This window comes from Kribbella sp. NPDC031520 (assembly GCF_055580825.1).
The window spans coordinates 785,318-808,148 of the sequence record NZ_JBVIKS010000002.1 but is presented as its reverse complement, the minus strand read 5'-3'; the positions used below and the strand labels follow the sequence as shown (position 1 = coordinate 808,148).

The window sequence follows — 22,831 nt, the reverse complement described above, 5'->3', positions numbered from 1 at the left end:
CGCGGCAAAAGTTAGGGCTGCCTTAGTAAGGGTTGCCTTACTCGACAACTTTCCGGGAGCACTGGATGTCGCAGGTCGCGCGTCTGACCGCCGTGAACGCACCGCCCGCAGCCGCTCGTGATCAGTTCGCCGCTCGGTGGCCGCTGGCCTCGACTGTCTCGGATCGCGAGCGCGGACCGTTGCCGCACGGTTCGCCTGGAGCGGTGCTGCGGCGTGCCGCCGAGGTGCTCGGCGAGCCGCGGGTGCCGGCGACGGGGGTGGGGGAGCCGGCCGCGCTGGATCTGATCGCGGGTCTGCTCGAGGAGCACGGGATCGACCTGAGTCACCCGCACGCCGCGGCGCACCTGCAGCCGCCGGTGCTGCAGGTCGCGGTCGACGCGGACGCGCTGGCGTCGGCCTCGAACGCCTCGATGGACACGTACGACTCCGGTCCGGCGACGCTCGCGATCGAGCAGTGGGTCGTCCGGGCACTTGCCACGCTGGCCGGGTTCGGCCTGCAGGCGGACGGCGTACTCACGCCGGGCGGGTCGATCTCGAACCTGCTCGCGGTGCTGATCGCCCGGGACAGCGCCGCCGCCGCGGCCGGTCTCGACGTACGGCGGAACGGGTTGCACGGGTTCGAACGGCCGGTGGTGTTCTGCTCCGAACTCGCGCACTTCTCGGTCCAGCGGGCCTGTGCCGCCCTCGGGCTCGGGGAGGAGGCCGCGATAACGATCGCCGCCGACGAGAACTTCCGGATGCGCACCGACCTGCTCGAGGCCGAGTTGGCCAGGCCCGGACGAACGCCGGTCGCCGTGGTCGCGACCGCCGGTACGACGGACTTCGGGTCGATCGACCCGATCGCGCCGATCGCCGCTCTGGCGCGCGAGTACGGCGCCTGGCTGCACGTCGACGCGGCGTACGGGTTCGGGGCGCTGTTCTCGGACCGGCTGGCGCCGCTGCTCGCCGACGTACGGCTGGCCGACTCGGTGACGCTGGACCTGCACAAGATCGGCTGGCAGCCGGCTGCCACCAGCGTGCTGCTGGTGGCGGACCGGACCCGGTTCGCGGCGTTCGACCGGTCGGTGGACTACCTGAACCCGGCCGACGACATCGACGCTGGGCTGGACGGGCTGCTCGGCCGCAGCCTGCAGACCACCCGCCGGCCGGACGCGGTCAAGGTTGCCACCACGCTGACGGCCTACGGCCGGTCCGGTCTGGGAACGATGCTCGACACCTGTCACGAGCTCGCGCACGCCGCCGCGGCCCGGGTCGTTGCCGACAGCAACCTCGAGTTGCTGGCGCCGGTGACCCTGACCACGGTGTTGTTCCGGGTCGCCGGGCAGGGCCTGGACGCGGCCGCCGCGGACGCGCTCCAGGGCGAGGTCCGGCGCCGGTTGCTGGCCTCCGGGCGGGTGCTGATCGGCCGGACCAAGCTGCCGGCCCGTGGCGGCCGCCCGGCGGCGGTCGGGTTGAAGCTGACGCTGCTGAACCCGAACGCCACCGCGACGGACATCGAGGACCTGCTCGATCAGGTTGTGGCCACCGGCCTCGACGTCCTCGCCGGCGAAGGAGCAGCGTGAGCACTGCGGTTGACGCCCATCTGAACGCGATCCTGCGGTGCTACACGCGGGAGTCGTCGATACCGGTCACCGTCGGATTGTTGACATTCGACATCGGCGCCTCGACGGTGACGGCGCGCGTGCAGCATGCTTCGCGGACCGGGTTGCACCAGTTCACCGACGTACGGCTGGACGGCGTACCGCCGGCTCCGGAGGAACTCGTCCGGGTGCTGTCGGCGGACGCGGACCCGGCCGAGGTCGACGACCTGGCGGCCCGGACGGCGGAGTCGGTCCGGAACGTCGCGCTGTTCGTCGAGCAGGCCGGCGGCGAGCGCGGTCCGGGGCGTTTCCTCGAGGTCGAGCAGGCGTTGCTGTTCGGGCATCTGAACCACCCGGCACCGAAGAGCCGGGACGGACTGAGCGGCGACGAACTGGCGGCGTACTCGCCGGAGCTCGGTGGCCGTTTCGCGGTGCACTGGTTCGAAGCCGACGCCGAACTGGTGTCGTCGGACCAGGTGGCCGGGGCGCCCTCGCTGCAGGGACTGGACGCTGTGCAGCTGATGGGCGCGCTGGCCGGTATCACTCCGTCGCCGGGCCGGGTGCTGGTCCCTGCCCATCCGTGGCAGGCAGGTGACGTCGTGCGGCGTCCTCGGGTCGCGGAGCTGATCGCGGCCGGGCGGGTGAAGGCGCTGGGTCCCGCGGGCGCGGAGTGGTATCCGACCTCGAGTCTGCGGACCGTGTTCCACCCTGATCTGCGGGTGATGCTGAAGCTGTCGCTCGGCCTGCGGATCACGAACTCGCGGCGCGAGTCGACGCCGACCGAGCTGCGGCGCGGCCTGGAGATCAACCGGTTGCTCGATGCCGCGTACAACGCGGGGACGGCGACGGCGCATCCGCGGTTCGGCATCGTCCGTGACCCTGCCTGGGTTGCTCTGGACGAAGGTGGACCGACGCTCACGGGCCTCGACGTAGCGGTCCGGGAGGTGCCGGCGGACGTCAACAGCTACGCGTGTTTGGCGGGCCTGGTCGCACCACGGCCCGGTGGTGTGAGCCGGCTGAGTTCATTCGCTGCGGACGACCCGGCCGCGTGGGTGTCGGCGTACATCGACAACGTGCTCGTGCCGATGCTGCACCTGTACGCCGAGACCGGCATCGGGCTGGAGGCGCATCAACAGAACACGCTGGTGCGGCTGGACGGCGCCGGACGGATCAAGGGCGGTGCGTACCGCGACAACCAGGGGTACTACCTCGCCTCGTCGTACCTGCAGGGTCTGCTCAAGATCACCGGACTGCGCGACTCGACGCTGGCGGTTGTCGACGATCCGATTGTCGACGATCGGCTGACGTACTACCTGCTGCACAACCAGGCGCTGGCCGTGGTGGGCTGTCTGGCTGCGGACGGAGTCGCCGACGAGGCCGAGCTGCTGACCGTAGTTCGTGATCGTCTGACGTACGCGCTGCCGTTGCTGAAGGCGGCTGGACCCGACGGGGATCGTTTGGCGCGCAGGTGGCTCGAAGCGGAGACCCTGCCGTGCAAGGCGAACATGCTGACCCGGTTGCGCGGCATCGATGAGGTAGTGGCGCCACTGGACGCACAGTCGGTCTATCTCGACATCCCGAACCCGCTGCGGTGACGACCTTCGCGCTGCGGCCCGCAGAACCGGCTGACGCTCCTCGGATCGCACTGTGGATGGCACAGGAGCATGTACGGCGCTGGTGGCACCAAGGCTGGTCTGTGGAGCGCTGGGCGCAAGAGATCTCACGGCAGACTGCGGGGGAGCACTCGAGGCCGTGCGTGGTCACGTTGGACGCGGAGGAGTTCGCGTACGTCGAGCTGTACCGCGTGCGGCACGACAGGCTGGCGCAGTACTACCCGTACGACGACGAGGACTGGGGCGTCCACGTCGCGATCGGCGACGGTACCCGTGTGGGCAAGGGACTGGGGCGCCAGCTGCTGCGAGAGGTCTCTGACACGGTGCTGCGCTCCGAGCCGGCCTGTACGCGGGTCGTGGCCGAGCCGGACGTCGAGAACACGCCCTCCGTTCGTGCGTTCGCGGCGGCGGGTTTCGTCCAGCACGGGGAGCTACAGCTGCCCGAGAAGACAGCAGTACTGATGGTCCGCACCCGGGCCGCGCAGGAGGCATGAGATGTACGACGTGATTGCGATCGGCTGCGGGCCGTTCAACCTCGGGCTGGCCGCACTGGCCGACGGTGTGGACGACGTACAGCTGGCGGTGTTCGACAGCCGACCGGAGTTCACCTGGCACCGCGGGCTGATGTTCGAGGACGCGATGCTGCAGGTGTCGTTCTTGGCGGACCTGGTCAGTTTGGTCGAGCCGGCGCACCGTTTGTCGTTCCTGTCCTATCTGCGGGACAACGACCGCCTGTACCAGTTCTACGTGCGGGAGAAGTTCCACCCGACGCGGCGGGAGTATGAGGCGTACCTGCGGTGGTGTGCTGCGCAGCTGGACTCACTGCACTTCGGCCACCACGTGAAGTCTGCTGTGTGGAACGGATCGGCCTTTGAGCTCACAGTTGAACGTGGTGAGGCGTTAGAGCACTACGAGGCGCGGCACCTGGTGGTTGGCGTCGGTACCGAGCCGTTCGTACCGGATGCACTGGCAGGGCTGCCTCAAGAGCGGTTCCTGCACTCTGCGGACTACCTCTTCCGGCGGGACGATCTTCTGCGCAGAGGTCGCGTGACCGTCGTCGGCTCGGGGCAGTCGGGTGCCGAGTGCGCACTGGACCTTCTGCGAGCTGACGGTCCTGCTGTGTCGTGGCTGACCCGTACGCCGTCCTTCGCGCCGCTGGATTACTCGAAGCTGGTGCTGGAGATGACGACGCCGTCGTACGTCGACTACTTCCACGGGTTGGACGAACAGACCCGTGACCGCCTGGTGAAGGAGCAGTGGCGGCATTACAAGGGCATCTCGTCGGAGACGCTGGACGACATCCACGACGTCTTGTACACCAGGGATCTGCCCGCCGAACTGCAGTGCGGTGTGGCTGTTGTGTCCGCCGTAGCGCGAGCAGACGGGCTGGACCTCACCATGCTGCACGCAGACAGCGGGAAGACGTTCCAGCACACTACAGACGCTGTGGTCGCTGCTACTGGCTACCGGAACCGTCAGCTGCCGTTCATGGAGTCGCTGCAGGAGCAGATCCGACATGACGCCGCTGGTCGCTGGGTGATCAACCGCGACCACAGCGTTCAGGGGGCTCTTGAGGGTCGGATCTTTGTTGCCAACGCCGATCTGCACAGCCACGGCGTTGCTGCGCCGGACCTGGGTATCGGAGCGATCCGCAATGCGACGATCTTGAACAGCGTGGCCGGCCGAGAGGTGTTCCGGCTGCCCAAGTCAACCGCCTACACGACGTTTGCGATCCCCGGATGACCGTCTGGACGCAGTGCTCGTCCGAGCTGTTGGCGAAGCTCATCTCCCAGCTCTGCACGGAGGGGCTGCTGGAACCGGTGGACAATCGCCTGGACTTCGGACGGGTTTCGTACGCGTTCGACGCGACCCGTGGTGCCTTCGGGAGCTGGCGAGTCGATCCGGCGTCGATTCGCCGTACGACGGCCGGCATCCTCGGCAACGACGAGAGCGAGCCGGCCACCGACCCGGTGCAGTTCTTCGTCGACGGTGCCGACGTACTGGGCGTCGACGGCTCCACCGTGGCCGGATACGTCGCTGAACTCACCAGCACGCTGGCGGCCGACGTACGCATGACCAGCACCGCTCTGCCCGCGGATGAACTACTAGGGCTGCACCACAGTCGGCTGGAAGGCCACCTGACCGGACACCCGCTGCTGGTTGCCAACAAGGGTCGCCTGGGCTTCTCTGCCGCCGACAGCGAGCGCTACGCCCCAGAGGCTCGTAAGCCACTCCACCTGGTCTGGCTGGCGGTAAGACGTGGACTCGCCGAGTTCCGCGGTACGCCGGACCTCTCGGAGAACGCTGTCATCGCTCGGGAGTTGGACTCCGACACAGTCGCGGCGTTCCGGGCCGTGCTGGACGACCCGGACGCGTACGTGTGGTTGCCGTGCCACCCGTGGCAGCTGGACCACGTCATCCGAACCCAGTGGGCGCGGGAACTCGCGAACGGCGAGATCGTCGTCCTGGGGGAGAGCCCCGACGAGTACCTGCCGACCCAGTCGATCCGCACGATGGTGAACATCTCGAACCCGTCGCGCTACCAGGTCAAGCTCCCCCTGAAGATCCTGAACACCTCGGTCTACCGCGGCATCCCCGAGCACTGCACCCTCGCCGCCCCGATGGTCACCCAATGGCTCCGCGGCCTCTGGTCCCGCGACGCAGCTTTGTCGGGCACTGAGCTCCTCGGCGAGCTCGCCTCGGTCACCGTCCCACACCCGCAACTGTCCTCCCACGACGGTGTTCCGTACCAGTGGACCGAGACGCTCGGCTGCATCTGGCGCGACCCCCTCGACCCGCGGTTGCGGGACGGTGAGACCGCGTGGCCGCTGGCCGCCGTACTGCATCCGGGCTTCACCGAGGCCGCGATCGCCCGCAGTGGCGCCGACCCGGAGACGTGGCTCGCCAGGCTGCTCGCCACGATCCTGCGACCGCTGCTCCACCTACTCCACCACTACGGCATCACAGTCAACCCGCACGGTGAAAACCTCGCGATCATCTGCGGCCCCGACGGCGTGCCGGCCCGCCTGGTGATCAAGGACCTGGTCGACGACCTCAACCTCTCCACCGAACCGATCGTTGCCCGCGGCCCCGAACCCGACGCGCACCGCAGAGTCCTGCCGCGTAAACCCTGGCAAATTCTTCGCCAGTACGTCGTCGACGCCCTGCTGCTGGGCGTTCTCAATCCCTTGTCCGCCCGGAACCTGATCCCCGAGGACCGCTTCTGGGGCATCGTCCGCGGCGAGGTACACCGCTACACCGAAGAACACCCTGAATACACCGACCGCTTGGCCGCTACCGCGTTGACCGGCCCGACGTTCCTCCGCTATCCGCTCAACGGCTACCGCCTGAAACTCGGCTACACCGACCTGGACACCCGTCCACCGATACCCGTAACCGGCACCATTCCAAATCCACTGCATACCATCACCCCGGTGTTTCCGAAAACAACCTTGCCAACCGAATCTCCGGCCCCGCACAATTCCCCATGAAACTTGTATCCGCCGCGCGGGGGCGCGACGGACGAGCAGATTTGGGGGACCATCATGTCGCAGTGCACCCTGGCCACCACCTACCCGGAACCCGAACCCCGCCTGACCATCTGCCCACCACCGGAGCGCCGGCCGGTCGCGGCCGGCCCTGAACCGATTCCCGTTCACGTTCGAAACAGTGCACTGGAAATTCAGGAATCGGCACCGCCCAAGAAATCCCGGTCAGGGATTTTCCGGACGAATTCTGCAGATTCTCTGGACCAGCTTCTCGGGCTGGCCGATTGGTGGGGTGTGAACCGGCGCGAGCTGGCCGTCCGTACCCGCCTGCACCTGCCGTACGCCATGGATCCGGACGGCACGGTCGGCCGGCTGGCGGCACTGGCCGTTGTCGTCGGCAACGCTTCCCGGCTGCGGCGGGACCAACGCGCGGTGCGGGACCTGATGCCGCGTCGCGAGTATGCCCTCGCGGACCTCGAGTTCCGGCAGGTCGGCGCGGACGCGGACCGGGTCTTCGGCAGCCTGCACTACCTCCGGAACGCGCGCCGAGGTTCACTCAACTTCGCCCTGGTCGACAAGCAGGGCGGAACACCGTTGACCCTGTGCAGCGTTTCCCCGCTCGAATGGAGACGGGTCGCGGACCAGCTGACCTTGCAGTTCGGCGTGCCACGCAAGGCGATCTGGGACGTCTCGCGCGTCTACTCGTTCGACGGCGCGCCGGCCAACGCAGTGTCGTACCTGCTGTCGCGCGTGCGGAAGTTCCTTCGCAAACAGGGCGATGTCGAACTGCTGACCACCGTCGTCGATCCGAACCTGGGCTTCACCGGCGCCAGCTACCTGGCCTCGAACTGGCAGCAGTGGATGACGGTCCGGGCCCGGCCGTACCTGTACTACAAGCGCCGGTACATGAGTCTCCGCCAGATGTGGACGGCGTTTCCGTCGGTAGGCAGTATTGACGAACTGTGCGCACTGGACCGGAATGCGAGAAGGAGCCGGGTCGAACTCCAGGATTCACTGATCTTCTGCTGTCGAGTTCGCGGCGCGACGGAGCGGATATTGCCTGCCGAACGGAGTCGCATACTTCGGTGAAGCTGGTACTGAAACTGGTACTGAAGCTGGTACTGTCACCGGGTGACTGCGGGTGATGGTTCTGCTACGGCGCCGGACTGGCGGGCGGAGCTCGCGTCGTACCGGGAGCTGGTCTCGACGGTGTGGGGCGAGAAGACCGTTCACTGGCGCTTCGCCGATCACCGGCAGAGTCCTTCGACCGGGCAGTGCGGCGTGACGTCTGCCTGGTTGATGGTCGTTCTGTGCGAGGTTCACGACGTACCGGCGGTTTATTGCTACGGCGATGTGCGAGCTGTTCGCGAGTCGGTGGAGAGTCTGCCGGACCACTGCTGGCTCGAGGTCGGCGACGCGCAGGACCCGGGCAGGACGATCGTCGATCTGACCTGCGATCAGTCCTCGACGTTCGCCGGTGACAAGGTTCTCTGTTCGTCACACAGCAGCATCCGGTCGAACTACGGCGTGTCGTACGACGCGACGCTCCGGCTCGGGCTCGCGGAGCTCGAGGACGACGAGGTGCAGGAACGCCTCGGGCGACTCGTGACGGCACTCGGACCCGACCAGCTGCCGCTCATGCCCGAGCGCCTGAGGCGATTCTTCTGACTACAGCGGACTGCGTTCCAGCAGATCGTTGACGCGTCGCCGGGTGGGGAGCGGGTCGCGCCGCGGGAAGTCGGAGGCCGCGCAGGACATCGCTGCCGCCGCCCAACGCGCAACATCCTCCGAGAACATGTTCCCGGTCTCGATGAGCCGAGCGGCAAGCGCCGCGCAGAACGCATCGCGGGCCACCGCGGTCTCTTTGTAGATCGACGGTGGGGCAGGGACCTGCAGCACGTCGCCACGCGGCCGGGAGTACGCGTTACAGCCGTCTCTCACGAGCAGGCACAGGGTCTTGACCCCGGACGCAAGCAGAGTGCGGGCAACGGCGTCAGGATCGAAAGACATGTCCTGCCGGCCGAACGGCTCCAACTCCCAGGCGTGCGCAACGAGGTAGTCGATCTGCGCAAGTGCATCCGCCGAGACCTTGTCGTCGGTATAGGGCTGGCCAGGCGTGACGATCACAATCGGGCGCTTCTCGGAGCTGTTGTGAACCAGTTCGAGCGCCGCCTCGACCGTCTCGCGCGGGACCTCGAACGTGATCAGCAGGATGTCGCAGTCGAGAACCTCCTCCTGCCGGTCAAGGAGGTCTTCAGGGTCCAGGTGGATCTGGCTCTCGTTCCGCCAGTTCACGGCGATGCTGTCGCCAAGCTCCTGCTGGAACACCCCGGTGAACGGAGTCTGTGCCTGAGGCACTCGCTTGATGAGCGAGGTGTCCACGTCCTCGGTCTGCAGGTGTTCCACGATCGCATCGCCGAACCGGTCGTCGCCGACTGCCGCGATGAGCGAAGTCCGAAGCTTCAACCGGGCAGCGGCTTCGGCCTGCGTGAGTCCTTTGCCACCAGGCGAGAGGCAGCACCCGAGCGCTTCAGTCGAAGTCTCCAACGCCGGCAGACGCTTGGTCCTGAAGATCACGTCCGTGGTCGCGCCGCCGATGACCACGACGTGCCGCCTCACTGATCTCCCCTCCGCGGCGTCGCGGTCGTGTCCGGGTGGCCGGCTTGGATGCCGGCTGGGTCCACGTCGCTGTGGACGGTGTCGGTGTTGCGGACCGTTTCGACGATCGTGTAGACGCCGAAGCAGACCGCGGTCATGGCCAGTGCGCCGAGGAAGACGAGTACCTTCCTCCAGTTCTTGGCGATCGCGAACGAAAAGCCGAAGATGAGCATCAATGCGAGTACCTGGTTGGTAGCCATGGTGTCCTCGATCCTCGATCTCGCGCGGCCGGCGGGCTCCGGGATCGGGGTCCCTGCCGGCTCCGCTGGTGGCTCTGGTGGAGCCTTTCTTCGATCGTGGCAGGGACAGTTGAAACCGCCAGCCCGAGTTTTGTCGCGACGGGTCCGCCCGCGATTGCCAATTGGCAATCAGGCCTTGCGTTCTGGCATTGCGTCGTAGTGGGTGTTGACGGCGGCGCGGGTGGGGTGGGTGGTCGGGGCTTCGTAGTACGTCTCGGCGAAGCTGGCCATGGCGGCGGCTGCCCAGAGGTAGGTGTTCTCGGTGTGGGAGCGGTCTTCGACGAGGCGGGCGGCGAGGGCGGCGCAGAAGGCGTCGCGGGTGATCGAGGACTCGGCGATGTGGCGGTGGGGGCGGGGGATCGGGGCCGGCGGTTTACCGCGTTCGTAGATGGTGCCGCCATCGGGGACGCCCAGAAGACACAGGGATCTGAGGCCTCGGCTCAGGAGGTCGTCACTCAGCAGTTCCGGGTCGTACTTGGCTTCGGGGGAGAACGCGAAGCCCTCGAGTTCCCACAGGTGTGCGACCAGGTAGTCCATCTGTTTGAGGAGTGGGCTGACCAGGTGACCGTCGGAGTACGGCTGGCCGGGAGTGACGATGACGACCGGCGGCTCGTCGGCGCCGGCGACGACGTCGAGGACCCGCTTCAGGACCGACTGGGGGACTTCGAACGTCAGCAGTACTACGTCGCAGCTGGACAGGATGTCCGCGTGACGTTCGATCGTTGCCGTGTCCAACTCGACGCCGTCGCGCCACACCGCGGCCGAACTGTTGCCGTACGGCAACTCGAAGATCCCGGTCGCGGGGGTTCGCGCGCCGCGCCGCTCGACGTGCTGCAGCAGCGAGATGTCGACGCCTTCGCCCTCGAGGTGTTCCTCGATCGCGCGGCCGTCGGCGTCGGTCGCGACGGCGGCGACGAGGGAGACGTCGAGGTCCAGGTTGGCGGCAGCGACAGCCTGGTTGAGACCCTTCCCGCCGGGGGTGCGGGCGAAGGTCATCGCCATCGTCGACGTACCGACGGCGGGCGTGCTGCCGATCCGCCAGGTGTAGTCGATCGCGGCCCCGCCGACCACGACGACCTTGCCCGCCGCGGCGGCGTCGACGGTCTGGGCTCTGCGGGCCGGGCGTGCCGGAACGGCGGGCGATCGCGGATTGACGAGCAGTGCGCCGAGCCGCTCGAAGACCTCTCGTTCGAGGCGGCCGCGCAGGGTGTGTTCGCCCGGAGCCGGACCGCTCGGCGGTGGCTCCTGCAGGGCTTCGTGCAGCTTGGCCCAGTGCCTCACGAGGGCGAGACGCCGTTCGCCGACGGCACCGTGCGCGAGATTGTGCACGGCGCGGTCCGGAATGCCGTACGCCTTGTACAGCCCGAGATAGATGCCGAGCCTGAGGATCCCGTCGGCGATGATCCGGTCGGTCGGGGATTCGAGTTCTGCGACCTGCTCGACGATCACGAGCATCGCCGCGTCCGCGGGCTTGTGTCCGGTCTGTACGGCCTTGTTCTGGACGATCTGGAGGCGCAGGAGGTCCTGCGCGTCCTCGAGTACTGCGAGACGCTTGGCTGTGAGGCCGTCGTACTTCCGGAGCACCTTGAAGACCGGTACCAGATAGGAGCCGCTGGACGGCCCTTGGACCACGAGATCGGACATGCGTACCCCAGCGCAGTGAGCCAATCCCTCCATTGTGCGGTGGATGTCCGGCGCCGGTGTCGTTGTCAGCGCGTCGCCCGGTAGGCTGGCGCGGTCTGCCGGTTGTCCAGATCGGCGTGACGACCACGGGGAGCACCACCATGCAGACTGGGAACACTGGGAACACTGGGCATGTCGAGCTCGCGAGGGCTCAGCAGGAACGCTGGGACTCGGCGTACGCACGCCGTCCACAGCTGCACGGGGCGGAGCCGTCAGTGGCCGCCCGCCGGGCGGTGGAGCTGTTCGGTGCCGTGGGCATCGATGACGTACTGGAGCTCGGCGCCGGTCACGGGCGGGACGCGCTTTTCCTGGCCCGGCAGGGATTCAGCGTGCACGCGACCGACTTCAGCGAGACGGCGCTCGACCAGCTGCGGCTCGAGGCGCAGCGTGAGGGGCTCGACGACCGCGTGACGGCGGCGCTGCACGACGTACGGGATCCGCTGCCGCCGGCTGATGCGACGGTCAACGCCGTGTTCGCGAATCTGCTGCTGAACATGGCGTTCTCGCTGTCCGAGCTGCGCTCGCTGGTCGCCGAGATTCACCGGGTGCTCTGCCCTGGCGGCCTTTTCGTGTACGCCGTGAGGTCCACGGACGACCCGTGTGCGGAGCACTGGCAACAGCTCGACGACGGGCTGTCGGCGCAGGACGGGTTCGTCGGCCGGTTCTTCGGCAAGGAGCTGGTCGACGAGCTCGCCGAGGACTGGAACCTCGACGAGCTCACGCCGTACCAGGAAGGTCAGCGCGTCCTGTGGCGCGTTGCCCTGTCGAAGTAGTCAGTTGGCCTGGCTGACGCTGGACATGTTGTAGTCCGGGATCAGCAGGGGCGGCGTCGCGGTGCGGGAGAAGTAGTCGCCCCACTCCCGCGAGAACGACGGCACCGTCGCGCCGGCCGCGGTGAAGCGGGCGAGCAGGTCGACCGGGCTCTCGTTGAAGCGGAAGTTGTTGACCGCGCCGGTGACCTCGCCGTTCTCGACCAGGTAGACGCCGTCGCGCGTCAGCCCGGTGAGCAGCAGCGTCTGCGGCTCGACGACCCGGATGTACCACAGGCAGGTCAGGAGCAACCCGTTGTCGAGCCCCGCCACCAGGTCGTCGGTCGAACCGGACGCGCCGTCGACCGTCAGCACGTAGTTGTCGATGCCCGGCGTCGCCGTCGGTACGTCGATCAGGGCCGCCGTGTACCGGCTGGTCATCAGGTGTTCGAGCTTCCCGCCGCGGATCCAGTCCGTCGCCGCCAGCGTGAGGCCGTTGTCGAAGACGCTCGACGATCCGCCCGACGAACGCGCCACCGCGAACGCGAACGCCTCCAGTCCCGCGAGCGCCGGATCCGAGTGCAGGTTCACCGGCTGCGCCGACAGCGTGTCACCGATCCGGGTCCCGCCGCCGGACTTCGAGAAGACGGTCTGACCCTCGTACGCGTCCCGCCCGTCGAGCACCCAGTACAGGTACGTCATCAGGTCCGCGACCGCGGCCGGCGGCAGGATCGTGGGGTGCCGGCCCGCGTCGACCGACACCGTCCGTGACGCCCAGCCCAGGCGGCGGGTCAGCTCGGTGTCCAGCGCGAGCGCGTCGACGTCGGTGAAGTCCCGCGTTGCCGTACCGACCCATGCCGAGTGGGTGTCGATCTTCCCGGTCGAGGACACGTACCCGCGGGGGAGCGCCTGGCGGAGCCGCAGGCCGGTCGACGAGCCGACGTACAGGGTCACGACCTCGTGGTCGGCGAACCCGTACAGCCGGCGCTTCGCGGCCGCCGCCTGCTTCAGCGACTCCCCGAGGGACGGCGCGAACTTCTCGTAGACGCCGACCGTCGTCTCCTCCGGCTCGAGCTCCCAGTCCGCGGACACGGCGCCGTCCACGAGCGGTCGCGCGTCCTCGGCCGGAGCGGCGGCGCGGGCGGTCGCGATCGCGGCGGAGACGATCTCGCGGAGCGAGTCCTCGGTGACGGACGAGCGGCCGATGACGCCGGCCGCCGTACCCTCGCCCGAGCCGACCGTGGCGATCACGGTCACGCTCGACCCGCGCATCGCGCCGTTCGTGGTCAGGGTGTTGTTCGCCCAGCGGAGGTTGGTGCTGGAGGTCTCGGCGACGAGTACGACGCAACCGTCGGCGCCCTCGGCCGCCGCCAGGGCCAGGCCGCGCTCGACGGTGTCCTGCGGGGTGAGCTGTACGGCGGTCACCGGCCGGCCTCCTGAGTGGTGTTGAGAATACGGACTCCGCGGAATAGGGCGGACGGGCAGCCGTGGCTGACCGCGCCGGACTGCGAGGGCTCGGCCTTGCCGCAGTTCAGCGCGCCGCCGAGGACGTACGTCTGCGGGCCGCCGACCGTCTCCATCGAACCCCAGAAGTCGGTCGTGGTGGCCTGGTACGCGACGTCGCGGAGCTGACCGTCGAGCTTGCCGTCGGTGATCTTGTAGAACCGCTGACCGGTGAACTGGAAGTTGTACCGCTGCATGTCGATCGACCAGGACTTGTCGCCGACGATGTAGATCCCGTTCTCGACCCGGCTGATCAGCTCCTCGGTGGACGGGCCGTCCGCGGCGGGCTGCAGCGAGACGTTCGCCATCCGCTGGATCGGGATGTGCCCGGAGGAGTCGGCGTACGCGCAGCCGTTCGAGCGGGGCGTGCCGAGGACGTCCTCGTTCTTCTTCGCCATCCGGCGGTCCACCTGGTACCCGACCAGGATGCCGTCCTTGACCAGGTCCCACTGCTGGCCGGCGACGCCCTCGTCGTCGTAGCCAACGGTGGACAGGCCGTGCTCCGCGGTGCGGTCGCCGGTGACGTGCATGACCGGCGAGCCGTACTTCAGCGTGCCGAGCTGGTCGAGGGTGGCGAAGCTGGTGCCCGCGTAGTTCGCCTCGTAGCCGAGGGCGCGGTCGAGCTCGGTGGCGTGGCCGATCGACTCGTGGATCGTCAGCCACAGGTTGGACGGGTCGATGACCACGTCGTACGTACCGGCCTCGACGCTCGGCGCCGCCAGCTTCTCGGCCAGCCAGCCGGGGATCTGCGCGAGCTCGTCGTCCCAGTTCCAGCCGGTGCCGGTCATGTACTCCCAGCCGCGGCCCGCGGGCGGAGCGGTCGACGACATCGAGTCGAACCGGTCCTCGGTGACGCCGTGCGCGGTGATCGACGGGCCGATCCGGACGCGTTGCTGGGTGTACGACGTACCGGCCGAGTTCGCGTAGAACTTGCACTCGTGGACGGTGGCGACGTGCACGCTGACGTGCGCGACGCCGTCGGCCTTGAACAGCCGGTCGCTGTAGTCGGTGAGCAGCGCGACCTTCTCGGCTCGCGGGACGGTGAACGGGTCGATCTCGTACGACGAGATCCAGCGGGCGTCGTCGTACACCGGCTCGTCGGCGAGCTCGATCGTCTCCGCGTTGATCGGGCGCGACACCTGCGCCATGTTCACCGCCTGCTCGGCCAGCACGACTGCCTCGTCGACGGTCAGCGCGACCCCGGCCGCGAACCCCCAGGTCCCGTCGTGGATCACCCGCACCGCCAGGCCGAGGTCCTCGTCGTCCTTGGCACTCTCCAGCACGCTGTCGCGCAACGAGATGGACTCGGACCGGATCCGCTCCAGCCGGAACTCGGCGAAGGTCGCCCCCAGATCGCGAGCCCGCTGCAGGGCGGCTGCAGCCAACTCACGACGGGGCAGAGCAAGAAACGCTGCATCGATATCAGGCACGAACCCGACCCTATACAGGGGGTCAGGTCGTGTCTCCCGACGTGTGGTGTCGGCTTCGTCCGGATTCCAGGTAGGCGATCTTGTCTGCGACAGCGTTCCGGGTCACGCGCAGTTCACGGGCCTGCTCGTCGAGGCGGGCGAGCTTGTCGCGCAGAACCTGTAACTGCAGATCAGCGGTGAGAGTGCCGCCGTCGAAGGCGGCTGCCAGCGTCTTGATCTCGGCGATCGACATCCCGGACCGGCGGGCCTGCAGCAGCAGGCTCAGACGCTCGACCGCCGGCTCACCGTAGTCGCGGTACCCGTTCGGACGACGGGTGATGTGGCGCTCGTCGAGCAGGCCCTCGCGTTCGTAGTACCGCACTGTGTCGGTGCGCACTCCCAGCCGCGCCGCAACGTCGCTGATCAGCATGGCCGGCAGCCTTGACCTTGGAGCACGCTCCAGAGTTTACCGTCCCGAAATGACACGGACAGTACTGATCACGGGTGCAAGCGGAGGTGTCGGGCGCGCGGTTGCCGTCCGGTTCCTCGCCGACGGCGCGAGGGTCCTGGCCGGGTATCGCGATCCGTCGGCCGCGGAACCGCTGGCCGCTCTGGGCGCACGGCCGGTGCGGCTGGACGTCACCGCGAATTCGGATCTGGACTTCGCCGGCGAAGTCGACGTCCTGGTGAACACCGCCGGGATCTCCCTGGGCGGGCCGTTGGAGGAACTTCCGCTCGAGGTGCTGCGGCTTCAGCTGGAGGTGAATGTCGTGGGTGCGCTGCGGGTCGTACAGCAGGTCGTACCCGGCATGCGCGAGCGCGGTTGGGGCCGGATCGTCAACGTCAGCTCCGTCGCCGGCCGGATCACCATGCCGGGGATGGGCGCGTACGCCATGAGCAAGCACGCTGTGGAATCGATGAGTGAAGCACTGCGGCACGAGTTGAAGCCGTTCGGGATCCGGGTGAGCGTGATCCAGCCGGGCGGCATCGACACGCCGTTCGCCGACGCTGAACGCCGCAACTTCCAGCACGGCCGTCCTGACGGCCCGTACTCCCGGTTCACCGCCGAGGTCGTCGACCGGCTCAGCCGCAACCCTGTCGTGCTGCAGCCGGACCGGGTTGCACGGGTCGTCCACCGGGCCGCCACCGCCGAACGCCCTTGGGCGTATTACCGCGTCGGCAGCCTGGCTCACCTGATGCTCGGGCTGCACCAGCTCCTACCGGAAAGACTGTGGGACCGACTCGTCCCCGCGCTCACCCCGGTCCCCAGGGCCACCGCATCGTGACGAACGGACCGCCGAGCGCGTGATGTCCGTCAGGACAGTTTCAGCCAGCGGAGGAGTTCGCGGTACGCATTTGCTGGGGGGATGTGGCCGCCGATGTAGTAGCGCCGCTCGGCTCCCGGGATCGCGGCGGCCAGGTGATCGGCGTACTTGCCCGCGCGTTCGTCGGTGGAGCCGTGCCAGAGGGTGACCGGGACGTGGATTTCGCCGAAGTCGAATCCCCACGGCTTGGCGAAGGCGATCAGGTCGTCCTCCCAGCCGTCGTGGCTGGTGACGAAGGTGGCGGCGAGGCGGGCCATCGCGGCGGGGTCCTCGCGTGCGGGCGGGCCGGGCTCGGCGCCGGGGTCCGGTGGGATCTCCGGACCGCCCGCCTCGACGGCGGTCATGATCGAGCGGGCGGTTTCCTCGAGGCCTGGGCGCAGGTCGCCGTGCAATGCCGTCCACGAGGTGCGGTTGCGGCGCGGGTCCGCCTGTTCCTCGTCCTCGGTCGGCTCCGGACCGTCGACGATCGGCGGTGAGATGCTCCCGATCACGGCACAGCGAGTCACCCGGTCCGGCAGCAACGCCGCACATGCCAGCGCATGCGGCCCGCCGCCGGACCCGCCTGTCACCGCAAACCGCTCCCACCCGAGCGCGTCCGCCAGCGCCACCGTGTCCGGTACGACCGACGCCACCGTACGACCGGGCTGCCGCGTCGACCCGCCGTACCCGGGCCGGTCGGCCTGCGCCAGCCGAACCCCGGCCGCTTCGATGGCCGCGACCGCGTCCGGCCGCTTCCACCGCGTGCTCGGCGAACCGCCGAACGAGATCGCCGGTACCCCGCCTTCCGTGCCGTACAGGTTGTACAGCAGAATCCGCTCGCCCACCCGCACGAAGCTGTTGTCCACCGAGCTCGACATGGGCGGAGCGTAACCAAGCAGGAAGAGCTATCCGAATGTGGAGTTGTCGACCAAAGATTCTCGGGATTCGAGATGGACTACGTGTGGTGGAAGGATGCGGCCTAGGTTTTGTCGGCTGTAGGAATCCAACCAGTCGGGAGTGCTTGTGAGTACCTCGGTGGCCGGGGCCGTATCGCCCACCCGGCAGGCGTTGCGCCGGGTCCGGCGTGACCGCAGTGCGCGGGTCGGGTTCTTCCTGGTCGTGCTGCTGATCGTGATCGCCGCGGCCGCGCCGCTGCTGGTACGGCTGGCCGGCCAGGACGCCACGACGTACCACATCGACCTGCTCGACCCGGCCCGCGGGAACGCGCCGAGCGGTGCGGCCGGCGGGATCAGCGGCGACCACTGGTTCGGGGTCGAGCCGCTGACCGGCCGGGACCTGTTCTCGATCGTCGTGCTCGGCCTGCGGACCTCGCTGGTGATCGCGATCACGGTCACCGTCGTCACCAGCGTGATCGGCACGCTGCTCGGCATCAGCGCGGCGTACTTCGGCGGCTGGTACGACGCGGTCGTGTCCCGGCTGCTGGACTTCCTGTTCGGATTCCCGCAGCTCGTCTTCATGATTGCCCTGGGCATCATCGTCCCGGCGAAGGTGCCGCGGCCGCTGCTGCTGATCGGCGTCCTGAGCTTCTTCGGCTGGGCCGGCCTGGCCCGGCTGATCCGCAACCAGGCCCGTTCGCTGGTCACCCGCGAGTTCGTCGAGGCGGCCCGCAGCGTCGGCTCGACCGGCTGGATGGTGATCACCCGCGAACTGCTGCCGAACCTGCTCGGCCCGGTGCTGGTGATCGCCACGCTGGCGATCCCCGGGTACGTCGGTGCCGAGGCGGCGCTGTCCTTCCTCGGCGTCGGCGTACCACCGCCGACACCGAGTCTCGGCCGGTCGATCTCGGACTCGATCGCCTGGGTGTACACCGGCGCGGACCCGTGGTTCCTGCTGTTCCCGGGCGCGATGCTGTTCCTCGCCGTGCTCGGGTTCACGTTGCTCGGTGACGGTGTCCGGGACGCGTTCGACGTACGGCTGCGGAGGACGAACTGATGCCCGACCTGCTGTGGTTCGTCGCCCGCCGGATGTTCGGCACGCTGCTCGTGATGCTCGCGCTGAGCCTCGCCGTCTACCTGGTCTTCTACGCGATCCCGGCCGACCCGGCGCACCTGGCGTGCGGCAAGCCGTGTACGCCGGACCGCCTCGAGCAGGCGCGCCACTTCATGCAGCTCGACCAGAGCACGGTGCAGCAGTACCTGAACTTCCTGAAGGGCATCTTCGCCGGCCGCACGTTCGGCGATGGTACGGCGGCCGTGCACTGCGACGCGCCCTGTTTCGGGTACTCGTTCCCGCTCGCCCGCCCGGTCACCACGCTGATCACTGACCGGCTGCCGATCACCGCGTCGATCGCTCTCGGTGCCGCCGTACTGTGGCTGCTCCTCGGCGTCTCGCTCGGTGTGGTCGCCGCGCTGAACCGGGGCCGGATCCTCGACCGGCTGTCCGTCGGCGTCGCGCTGGTCGGGGTGTCGACGCCGTCGTTCCTGCTCGGTCTGCTGGCGATCCTGGTGTTCGGGTTCTGGCTGAACATGGTCCCGGTCAACGGGTACGTCCCGCTCACCGAGAGTCCCGTCGACTGGGCCTGGCACCTGGTCACCCCGTGGATCGTGCTCGCGATCCTGCAGGCGGCCTCGTACATCCGGCTGACCCGCTCGCAGATGCTCGAGGAACTGAACCTCGACTACATCACCACGGCCCGCGCGAAAGGCGCCGGCGAGGCGCGCGTGGTGATCATGCACGGTCTGCGCGGCGTACTGGTCCCGGTGATCACGCTGTTCGGGCTGGACCTCGGTGGTCTGCTGGGCGGCGCGATCCTGACCGAGAAGGTCTTCAGCATGCAGGGTCTCGGCGACCTGCTGATCAGCGCGGTCGGACAGCTCGACGTGGCCGTGGTGGTCGGCGTGACCCTGTTCTCGGCGTTCCTGATCATCCTCGCGAACCTGGTGGTGGACATAGTGCACGGCGTTCTCGATCCGAGGGTGAGCCATGGCTGAGCCGTTCAAGGGGCCGGTGCTGGAGGTCCATGATCTGCACGTCACGTTCGCGACCGAGAACGGTCCGGTGCCGGCCGTCGACGGCATCGACTTCGCGGTCGCGCCCGGTCAGACGCTGGCGATCGTCGGCGAGTCCGGTTCCGGGAAGAGCGTCAGTTCGTCCGCGGTGATGGGCCTGCTGCCGTCGAACGCCGACGTCACCGGCGAGGTGCTGCTGGACGGCCGCGAGCTGAACGGCCTGCCGAACGACGACCTCCGCAAGATCCGCGGCAACGAGATCGCGATGGTCTTCCAGGACGCGCTGTCCGCGCTGAACCCGTACTACTCGGTCGGCTGGCAGGTCGCCGAGGCGTACCGGCTGCACCACGACGTCCCGAAGAAGGTCGCGCGCAACCGGGCCGTCGAGATGCTCGACAAGGTCGGCATCCCGGACGCGGCCCGCCGCGCCGACAGCTTCCCGCACGAGTTCTCCGGGGGAATGCGGCAGCGGGTCGTGATTGCTATGGCTCTGGTGAACGACCCTAGAGTGCTGATCGCGGACGAGCCGACGACCGCACTCGACGTCACCGTGCAGGCGCAGATCATGCGCCTGCTGGACGACGTGCAGGAGGAGTTCGGTACGGCGCTGATCCTGATCTCGCACGACCTGGGTGTGGTCGCCGAGGTCGCGGACGACGTGCTCGTGATGTACGCCGGACGTGCCGCCGAGCGGGGTACCGTCCGGGACCTGTTCCACCGGGCCGCGCATCCGTACAGCATCGGGTTGCTCGGGGCGATGCCGCGGGTCGACGTACCACCGAAGCCGCGGTTGACCACGATCCCGGGCAGTCCGCCGTCGCCGGGGGCGATCACGACCGGGTGCCCGTTCCAGCCGCGGTGCGCGTACACGCAGCTGGTGGGGGAGCGGTGCATCACGGAGCGGCCTGAGCTCACGCCGCGTCCGGGGCAAGGCGATCACGAGGCGGCCTGCCATCTGGGTCGTCGTCCGGAGGTCATCGCATGAGTGACCTGCTGAACCTCAAGGACATTCGCAAGTACTTCGGGCTGCGCGGCGCGCCCTGGCAAAAAGCACGGGCTGTCCGGGCGGTCGACGGCGTGAACCTCGTCGTACGCAAGGGCGAAACCCTCGGCCTGGTAGGTGAATCCGGCTCCGGCAAGTCCACGCTCGCCCGGGTCGCGACCCGGCTGCTCGACCCGACGCAGGGCCGGGTGGAGATCGGCGGCAAGGACGTCACCAAGGTCAAGGGCCGTCGGCTGCGTCCGATCCGCCGGCAGATCCAGATGGTCTTCCAGGACCCGCAGGCCTCGCTGAACCCGCGGCAGTCGGTCGGCACGATTCTGAGTACGCCGTTCCTTGCCCAGGGGGTCCGGCCGACCCGGGCGCAGCTCGTCGAACTGCTGGAGCAGGTCGGACTGTCCGAGCAGCACCTGGTCCGGTACCCGCACGAGTTCTCCGGCGGGCAGCGGCAGCGGATCGGGATCGCCCGGGCGCTGTCGGTGAAGCCCGATCTGCTCGTCTGTGACGAGCCGGTGTCCGCGCTGGACGTCTCGGTGCAGGCGCAGGTGCTGAACCTGCTGGCGGACCTGCGCGACGAGCTCGGCCTGTCGTACGTGCTGGTCGCCCACGACCTGGCCGTCGTACGGCAGGTCGCCGACCGGATCGCGGTCATGTACCTCGGCACGATCGTCGAAGAAGGCCCGGCGGCGCAGGTGTACGAGTCGCCGGCACACCCGTACACGAAGGCGTTGCTGTCCGCCGTACCCGTTCCCGAGCCCGGCGTGGTGCGGGAGCGGATCGTGCTGACCGGCGACGTACCGACCCCGATCGACCCGCCGTCCGGATGCCCGTTCCGGACCCGCTGTTACAAGGCCGAGGACGTCTGCGCGACCGAACGACCGGTGCTCGAACCCGTCCAGGGTTCTGCCGACCACCGGGCCGCCTGCTACTTCCCCGAGCCCCCCACCTCCGAGAGGAACCAATGAAACGCATATCGAGAGCGGTTGCGCTGGCAGCCGTGCTGGCCTTGGCGGCGGCTGCGTGCAACGCCAACAACAAGAGCACCACGGGAGGCGGTAACACCGCGGCCGCGGAGCAGGGTGGCACCTGGCACATCCTCAGCACCAGCAAGGAGATCAGCTACGACCCGGCGAAGAGCCAGAACCTGGGCATCAGCGGCATCCACCTGGTGCTGCGCGGCCTGACCTCCTGGAAGACCGACCCGAACAAGCCGACGGAGCTGGTCCCCGACCTGGCCACCGACACCGGACAGGTCAGCGACGGCGGCAAGACCTGGACGTACAAGCTGAAGCCGGGGCTGAAGTACGCCGACGGATCGAAGATCGTTGCCGCTGACATCAAGTACGGCGTCGAGCGGTCGTTCGCGCCGGAGCTGTCCGGCGGCCTCGGGTACCACAAGTCGCTGCTGGTCGGCGGCGACAAGTACACCGGCCCGTACAAGGGCGGCGACCTGGCGTCGATCGAGACGCCGGACGACACGACGATCGTCTTCAAGCTGAACAAGCCGTACGGCGACTGGCCGTGGATCGTCAGCATGCCGGCGTTCTCGCCGGTCCCGAAGAAGGCCGACACCGACCCGGCACACTACGGCGAGAAGCCGATGGCCAGCGGTCCGTACCAGGTGCAGTCCTACACGCCGGGCTCGAAGCTCGTGCTGGTGCGCAACCCGAACTGGGACAAGTCCACCGACCCGGCCCGGACCGGTCTGCCGGACTCGATCGTCACCGACATGGGCCTGCAACCCGACGTCGTCAACCAGCGGCTGATCGCCGACGCCGGCGACGACAAGTTCGCCGCCACCACCGGTACGTCGGTACCGGCGGCGCTGATCCCGACGATCAACGGCAACCCGGCCGTCAAGGCGCGGGTGGCGACGTCGCCGTCCGGTGCGCTGGAGTACCTGGCGATGAACACCAAGCGCCCGGCACTGTCGAACCCGGCCGTGCGCAAGGCGATCGAGTACGCCGTCGACAAGCAGGCGGTGCAGGTCGCCGAGGGCGGACCGGACTACGGCGGCGAGATCGCGTCGACGCTGATCACGCCGGGCATCGACGGGTACAACAAGTACGACCTGTACCAGGCGCCGCCGGCCGGCGACCCCGACAAGGCGAAGCAGATGCTCGCAGCCGCGGGCGTCAGTGGGTTGAACCTGGTGCTGGCCGCCGACAACACGACCGGTCTCGGGGTGGCGCAGGCGATCCAGCAGGGTCTGAAGCGGGCCGGGATCACCGTCACCATCAAGCCGCTCGACACCGAGCCGCTGACCGACCTGATCACCGGCAACAAGCCGGACTTCGACCTGACCGTGTCGAGCTGGCTGCCGGACTTCCCGTCCGCGATCGGCAACATCCAGCCGCTGTTCGGAACCTCGGAGATCGGCAACGGCGGGTACAACATCTCCCGCTACTCCAACCCCGCGGTGGACAGCGCGATCGCCGCGGCCACCGCTGAGCCGGACCGGACCAAGGCGGCCGGCCTGTGGGGCGCGCTGGACAAGCAGATCATGGCCGACGCGCCGGTTGTGCCGCTGATCTACGCGCGGAACGCGTTCTTGCACGGGTCGAAGGTCCAGAACTTCTACCTGTCGTCCTACCCGCCGTACGCGAACACGCTGATCGTGGGGTTGAGCAAGTAGC

General features: G+C 68.4%; 21 protein-coding genes. 14 read left to right on the top strand and 7 right to left on the bottom strand.

Features of this window, described 5'->3' with window-relative positions; translation table 11 throughout:
• The first annotated feature begins 65 nt into the window (after positions 1–65).
• The 7 genes from ACZ5BU_RS12575 (at position 66) to ACZ5BU_RS12545 (ending at position 8,349) form a co-directional block, all read left to right on the top strand.
• Positions 66–1,562 (top strand): pyridoxal phosphate-dependent decarboxylase family protein, encoded by a 1,497-nt coding sequence (locus ACZ5BU_RS12575; protein WP_465698227.1) that lies wholly within the window; start codon positions 66–68, stop codon positions 1,560–1,562.
• Entirely contained in the window at positions 1,559–3,175 is a 1,617-nt protein-coding gene (locus ACZ5BU_RS12570) for an IucA/IucC family protein (RefSeq protein WP_465698225.1), read from the top strand. Before ACZ5BU_RS12575 ends, ACZ5BU_RS12570 begins: the two co-directional genes overlap by 4 nt.
• The gene (locus ACZ5BU_RS12565) at positions 3,172–3,687 is read left to right on the top strand and encodes a GNAT family N-acetyltransferase (protein ID WP_465698223.1); all 516 of its coding nucleotides are present in this window, start codon (positions 3,172–3,174) and stop codon (positions 3,685–3,687) included. Before ACZ5BU_RS12570 ends, ACZ5BU_RS12565 begins: the two co-directional genes overlap by 4 nt.
• Position 3,688: 1 nt before the next feature.
• Positions 3,689–4,936 (top strand): lysine N(6)-hydroxylase/L-ornithine N(5)-oxygenase family protein, encoded by a 1,248-nt coding sequence (locus tag ACZ5BU_RS12560; RefSeq protein ID WP_465698221.1) that lies wholly within the window; start codon positions 3,689–3,691, stop codon positions 4,934–4,936.
• Complete coding sequence (locus tag ACZ5BU_RS12555; protein WP_465698219.1) at positions 4,933–6,684, top strand: IucA/IucC family protein; 1,752 nt, start codon at positions 4,933–4,935, stop codon at positions 6,682–6,684. The genes ACZ5BU_RS12560 and ACZ5BU_RS12555 overlap by 4 nt, the downstream gene beginning before the upstream one ends.
• 291 nt (positions 6,685–6,975) lie before the next feature.
• Positions 6,976–7,770, top strand: a complete 795-nt coding sequence (locus tag ACZ5BU_RS12550; RefSeq protein WP_465698217.1) for a Mom family adenine methylcarbamoylation protein — start codon at positions 6,976–6,978, stop codon at positions 7,768–7,770.
• A 42-nt stretch (positions 7,771–7,812) separates the two neighbouring features.
• Positions 7,813–8,349 (top strand): hypothetical protein, encoded by a 537-nt coding sequence (locus tag ACZ5BU_RS12545; protein WP_465698215.1) that lies wholly within the window; start codon positions 7,813–7,815, stop codon positions 8,347–8,349.
• Here the strand turns inward: ACZ5BU_RS12545 and ACZ5BU_RS12540 are convergent, their stop codons facing one another.
• The 3 genes from ACZ5BU_RS12540 to ACZ5BU_RS12530 all read right to left on the bottom strand — a co-directional run bounded on the left by ACZ5BU_RS12540 (position 8,350) and on the right by ACZ5BU_RS12530 (position 11,222).
• Entirely contained in the window at positions 8,350–9,300 is a 951-nt protein-coding gene (locus ACZ5BU_RS12540; protein WP_465698213.1) for a PfkB family carbohydrate kinase, read from the bottom strand.
• Entirely contained in the window at positions 9,297–9,539 is a 243-nt protein-coding gene (locus ACZ5BU_RS12535; protein WP_465698211.1) for a hypothetical protein, read from the bottom strand. Before ACZ5BU_RS12535 ends, ACZ5BU_RS12540 begins: the two co-directional genes overlap by 4 nt.
• Before the next feature lie 168 nt (positions 9,540–9,707).
• The gene (locus tag ACZ5BU_RS12530) at positions 9,708–11,222 is read right to left on the bottom strand and encodes a PfkB family carbohydrate kinase (RefSeq protein WP_465698209.1); all 1,515 of its coding nucleotides are present in this window, start codon (positions 11,220–11,222) and stop codon (positions 9,708–9,710) included.
• A 140-nt stretch (positions 11,223–11,362) separates the two neighbouring features.
• Here ACZ5BU_RS12530 and ACZ5BU_RS12525 point away from each other — a divergent pair, with 140 nt between their 5' ends.
• Entirely contained in the window at positions 11,363–12,034 is a 672-nt protein-coding gene (locus ACZ5BU_RS12525; protein WP_465698207.1) for a class I SAM-dependent methyltransferase, read from the top strand.
• Here the strand turns inward: ACZ5BU_RS12525 and ACZ5BU_RS12520 are convergent, their stop codons facing one another.
• Genes ACZ5BU_RS12520 through ACZ5BU_RS12510 form a run of 3 tightly spaced genes read right to left on the bottom strand, consistent with a single transcriptional unit; the run spans position 12,035 to position 15,352 of the window.
• Positions 12,035–13,435, bottom strand: coding sequence for a metallopeptidase TldD-related protein (locus ACZ5BU_RS12520; protein ID WP_465698205.1), 1,401 nt, complete (start codon positions 13,433–13,435; stop codon positions 12,035–12,037).
• Complete coding sequence (locus tag ACZ5BU_RS12515) at positions 13,432–14,943, bottom strand: TldD/PmbA family protein (RefSeq protein WP_465698203.1); 1,512 nt, start codon at positions 14,941–14,943, stop codon at positions 13,432–13,434. Before ACZ5BU_RS12515 ends, ACZ5BU_RS12520 begins: the two co-directional genes overlap by 4 nt.
• A gap of 22 nt (positions 14,944–14,965) precedes the next feature.
• Entirely contained in the window at positions 14,966–15,352 is a 387-nt protein-coding gene (locus ACZ5BU_RS12510; RefSeq protein ID WP_465698202.1) for a MerR family transcriptional regulator, read from the bottom strand.
• A 49-nt stretch (positions 15,353–15,401) separates the two neighbouring features.
• On the opposite strand from ACZ5BU_RS12510, the gene ACZ5BU_RS12505 reads away from it, so the two are divergent.
• Positions 15,402–16,208 carry an SDR family oxidoreductase gene (locus ACZ5BU_RS12505; protein ID WP_465698200.1) on the top strand — a complete coding sequence of 269 codons (807 nt, stop codon included), beginning with the start codon at positions 15,402–15,404 and terminating at the stop codon, positions 16,206–16,208.
• 29 nt (positions 16,209–16,237) lie between these two features.
• On the opposite strand, the gene ACZ5BU_RS12500 is transcribed toward ACZ5BU_RS12505, so the two are convergent.
• Positions 16,238–17,104, bottom strand: a complete 867-nt coding sequence (locus ACZ5BU_RS12500) for an alpha/beta fold hydrolase (RefSeq protein ID WP_465698198.1) — start codon at positions 17,102–17,104, stop codon at positions 16,238–16,240.
• A 145-nt stretch (positions 17,105–17,249) separates the two neighbouring features.
• On the opposite strand from ACZ5BU_RS12500, the gene ACZ5BU_RS12495 reads away from it, so the two are divergent.
• The 5 genes from ACZ5BU_RS12495 to ACZ5BU_RS12475 are packed head-to-tail and all read left to right on the top strand — an operon-like array spanning position 17,250 to position 22,830.
• A complete protein-coding gene (locus ACZ5BU_RS12495; protein WP_465698196.1) occupies positions 17,250–18,179 on the top strand; it encodes an ABC transporter permease in 930 nt (309 codons plus the stop codon).
• On the top strand, positions 18,179–19,177 hold the full coding sequence (locus tag ACZ5BU_RS12490) for an ABC transporter permease (protein WP_465698194.1): 999 nt from the start codon (positions 18,179–18,181) through the stop codon (positions 19,175–19,177). Before ACZ5BU_RS12495 ends, ACZ5BU_RS12490 begins: the two co-directional genes overlap by 1 nt.
• Entirely contained in the window at positions 19,170–20,180 is a 1,011-nt protein-coding gene (locus ACZ5BU_RS12485; protein ID WP_465698192.1) for an ABC transporter ATP-binding protein, read from the top strand. The genes ACZ5BU_RS12490 and ACZ5BU_RS12485 overlap by 8 nt, the downstream gene beginning before the upstream one ends.
• Positions 20,177–21,160 carry an ABC transporter ATP-binding protein gene (locus ACZ5BU_RS12480; protein WP_465698190.1) on the top strand — a complete coding sequence of 328 codons (984 nt, stop codon included), beginning with the start codon at positions 20,177–20,179 and terminating at the stop codon, positions 21,158–21,160. The genes ACZ5BU_RS12485 and ACZ5BU_RS12480 overlap by 4 nt, the downstream gene beginning before the upstream one ends.
• A gap of 32 nt (positions 21,161–21,192) precedes the next feature.
• A complete protein-coding gene (locus tag ACZ5BU_RS12475; protein ID WP_465698188.1) occupies positions 21,193–22,830 on the top strand; it encodes an ABC transporter substrate-binding protein in 1,638 nt (545 codons plus the stop codon).
• The last annotated feature ends 1 nt before the right edge of the window (position 22,831 follow it).

Bases quoted from the DNA above. Each gene is read 5' to 3' on its own strand.
- ACZ5BU_RS12575 (WP_465698227.1), top strand. From the start codon at position 66: ATGTCGCAGGTCGCGCGTCTGACCGCCGTGAACGCACCGCCCGCAGCC.
- ACZ5BU_RS12560 (WP_465698221.1), top strand. From the start codon at position 3,689: ATGTACGACGTGATTGCGATCGGCTGCGGGCCGTTCAACCTCGGGCTG.
- ACZ5BU_RS12555 (WP_465698219.1), top strand. From the start codon at position 4,933: ATGACCGTCTGGACGCAGTGCTCGTCCGAGCTGTTGGCGAAGCTCATC.
- ACZ5BU_RS12535 (WP_465698211.1), bottom strand. From the start codon at position 9,539: ATGGCTACCAACCAGGTACTCGCATTGATGCTCATCTTCGGCTTTTCG.
- ACZ5BU_RS12530 (WP_465698209.1), bottom strand. From the start codon at position 11,222: ATGTCCGATCTCGTGGTCCAAGGGCCGTCCAGCGGCTCCTATCTGGTA.
- ACZ5BU_RS12525 (WP_465698207.1), top strand. From the start codon at position 11,363: ATGCAGACTGGGAACACTGGGAACACTGGGCATGTCGAGCTCGCGAGG.
- ACZ5BU_RS12510 (WP_465698202.1), bottom strand. From the start codon at position 15,352: ATGCTGATCAGCGACGTTGCGGCGCGGCTGGGAGTGCGCACCGACACA.
- ACZ5BU_RS12505 (WP_465698200.1), top strand. From the start codon at position 15,402: ATGACACGGACAGTACTGATCACGGGTGCAAGCGGAGGTGTCGGGCGC.
- ACZ5BU_RS12500 (WP_465698198.1), bottom strand. From the start codon at position 17,104: ATGTCGAGCTCGGTGGACAACAGCTTCGTGCGGGTGGGCGAGCGGATT.
- ACZ5BU_RS12490 (WP_465698194.1), top strand. From the start codon at position 18,179: ATGCCCGACCTGCTGTGGTTCGTCGCCCGCCGGATGTTCGGCACGCTG.
- ACZ5BU_RS12485 (WP_465698192.1), top strand. From the start codon at position 19,170: ATGGCTGAGCCGTTCAAGGGGCCGGTGCTGGAGGTCCATGATCTGCAC.
- ACZ5BU_RS12480 (WP_465698190.1), top strand. From the start codon at position 20,177: ATGAGTGACCTGCTGAACCTCAAGGACATTCGCAAGTACTTCGGGCTG.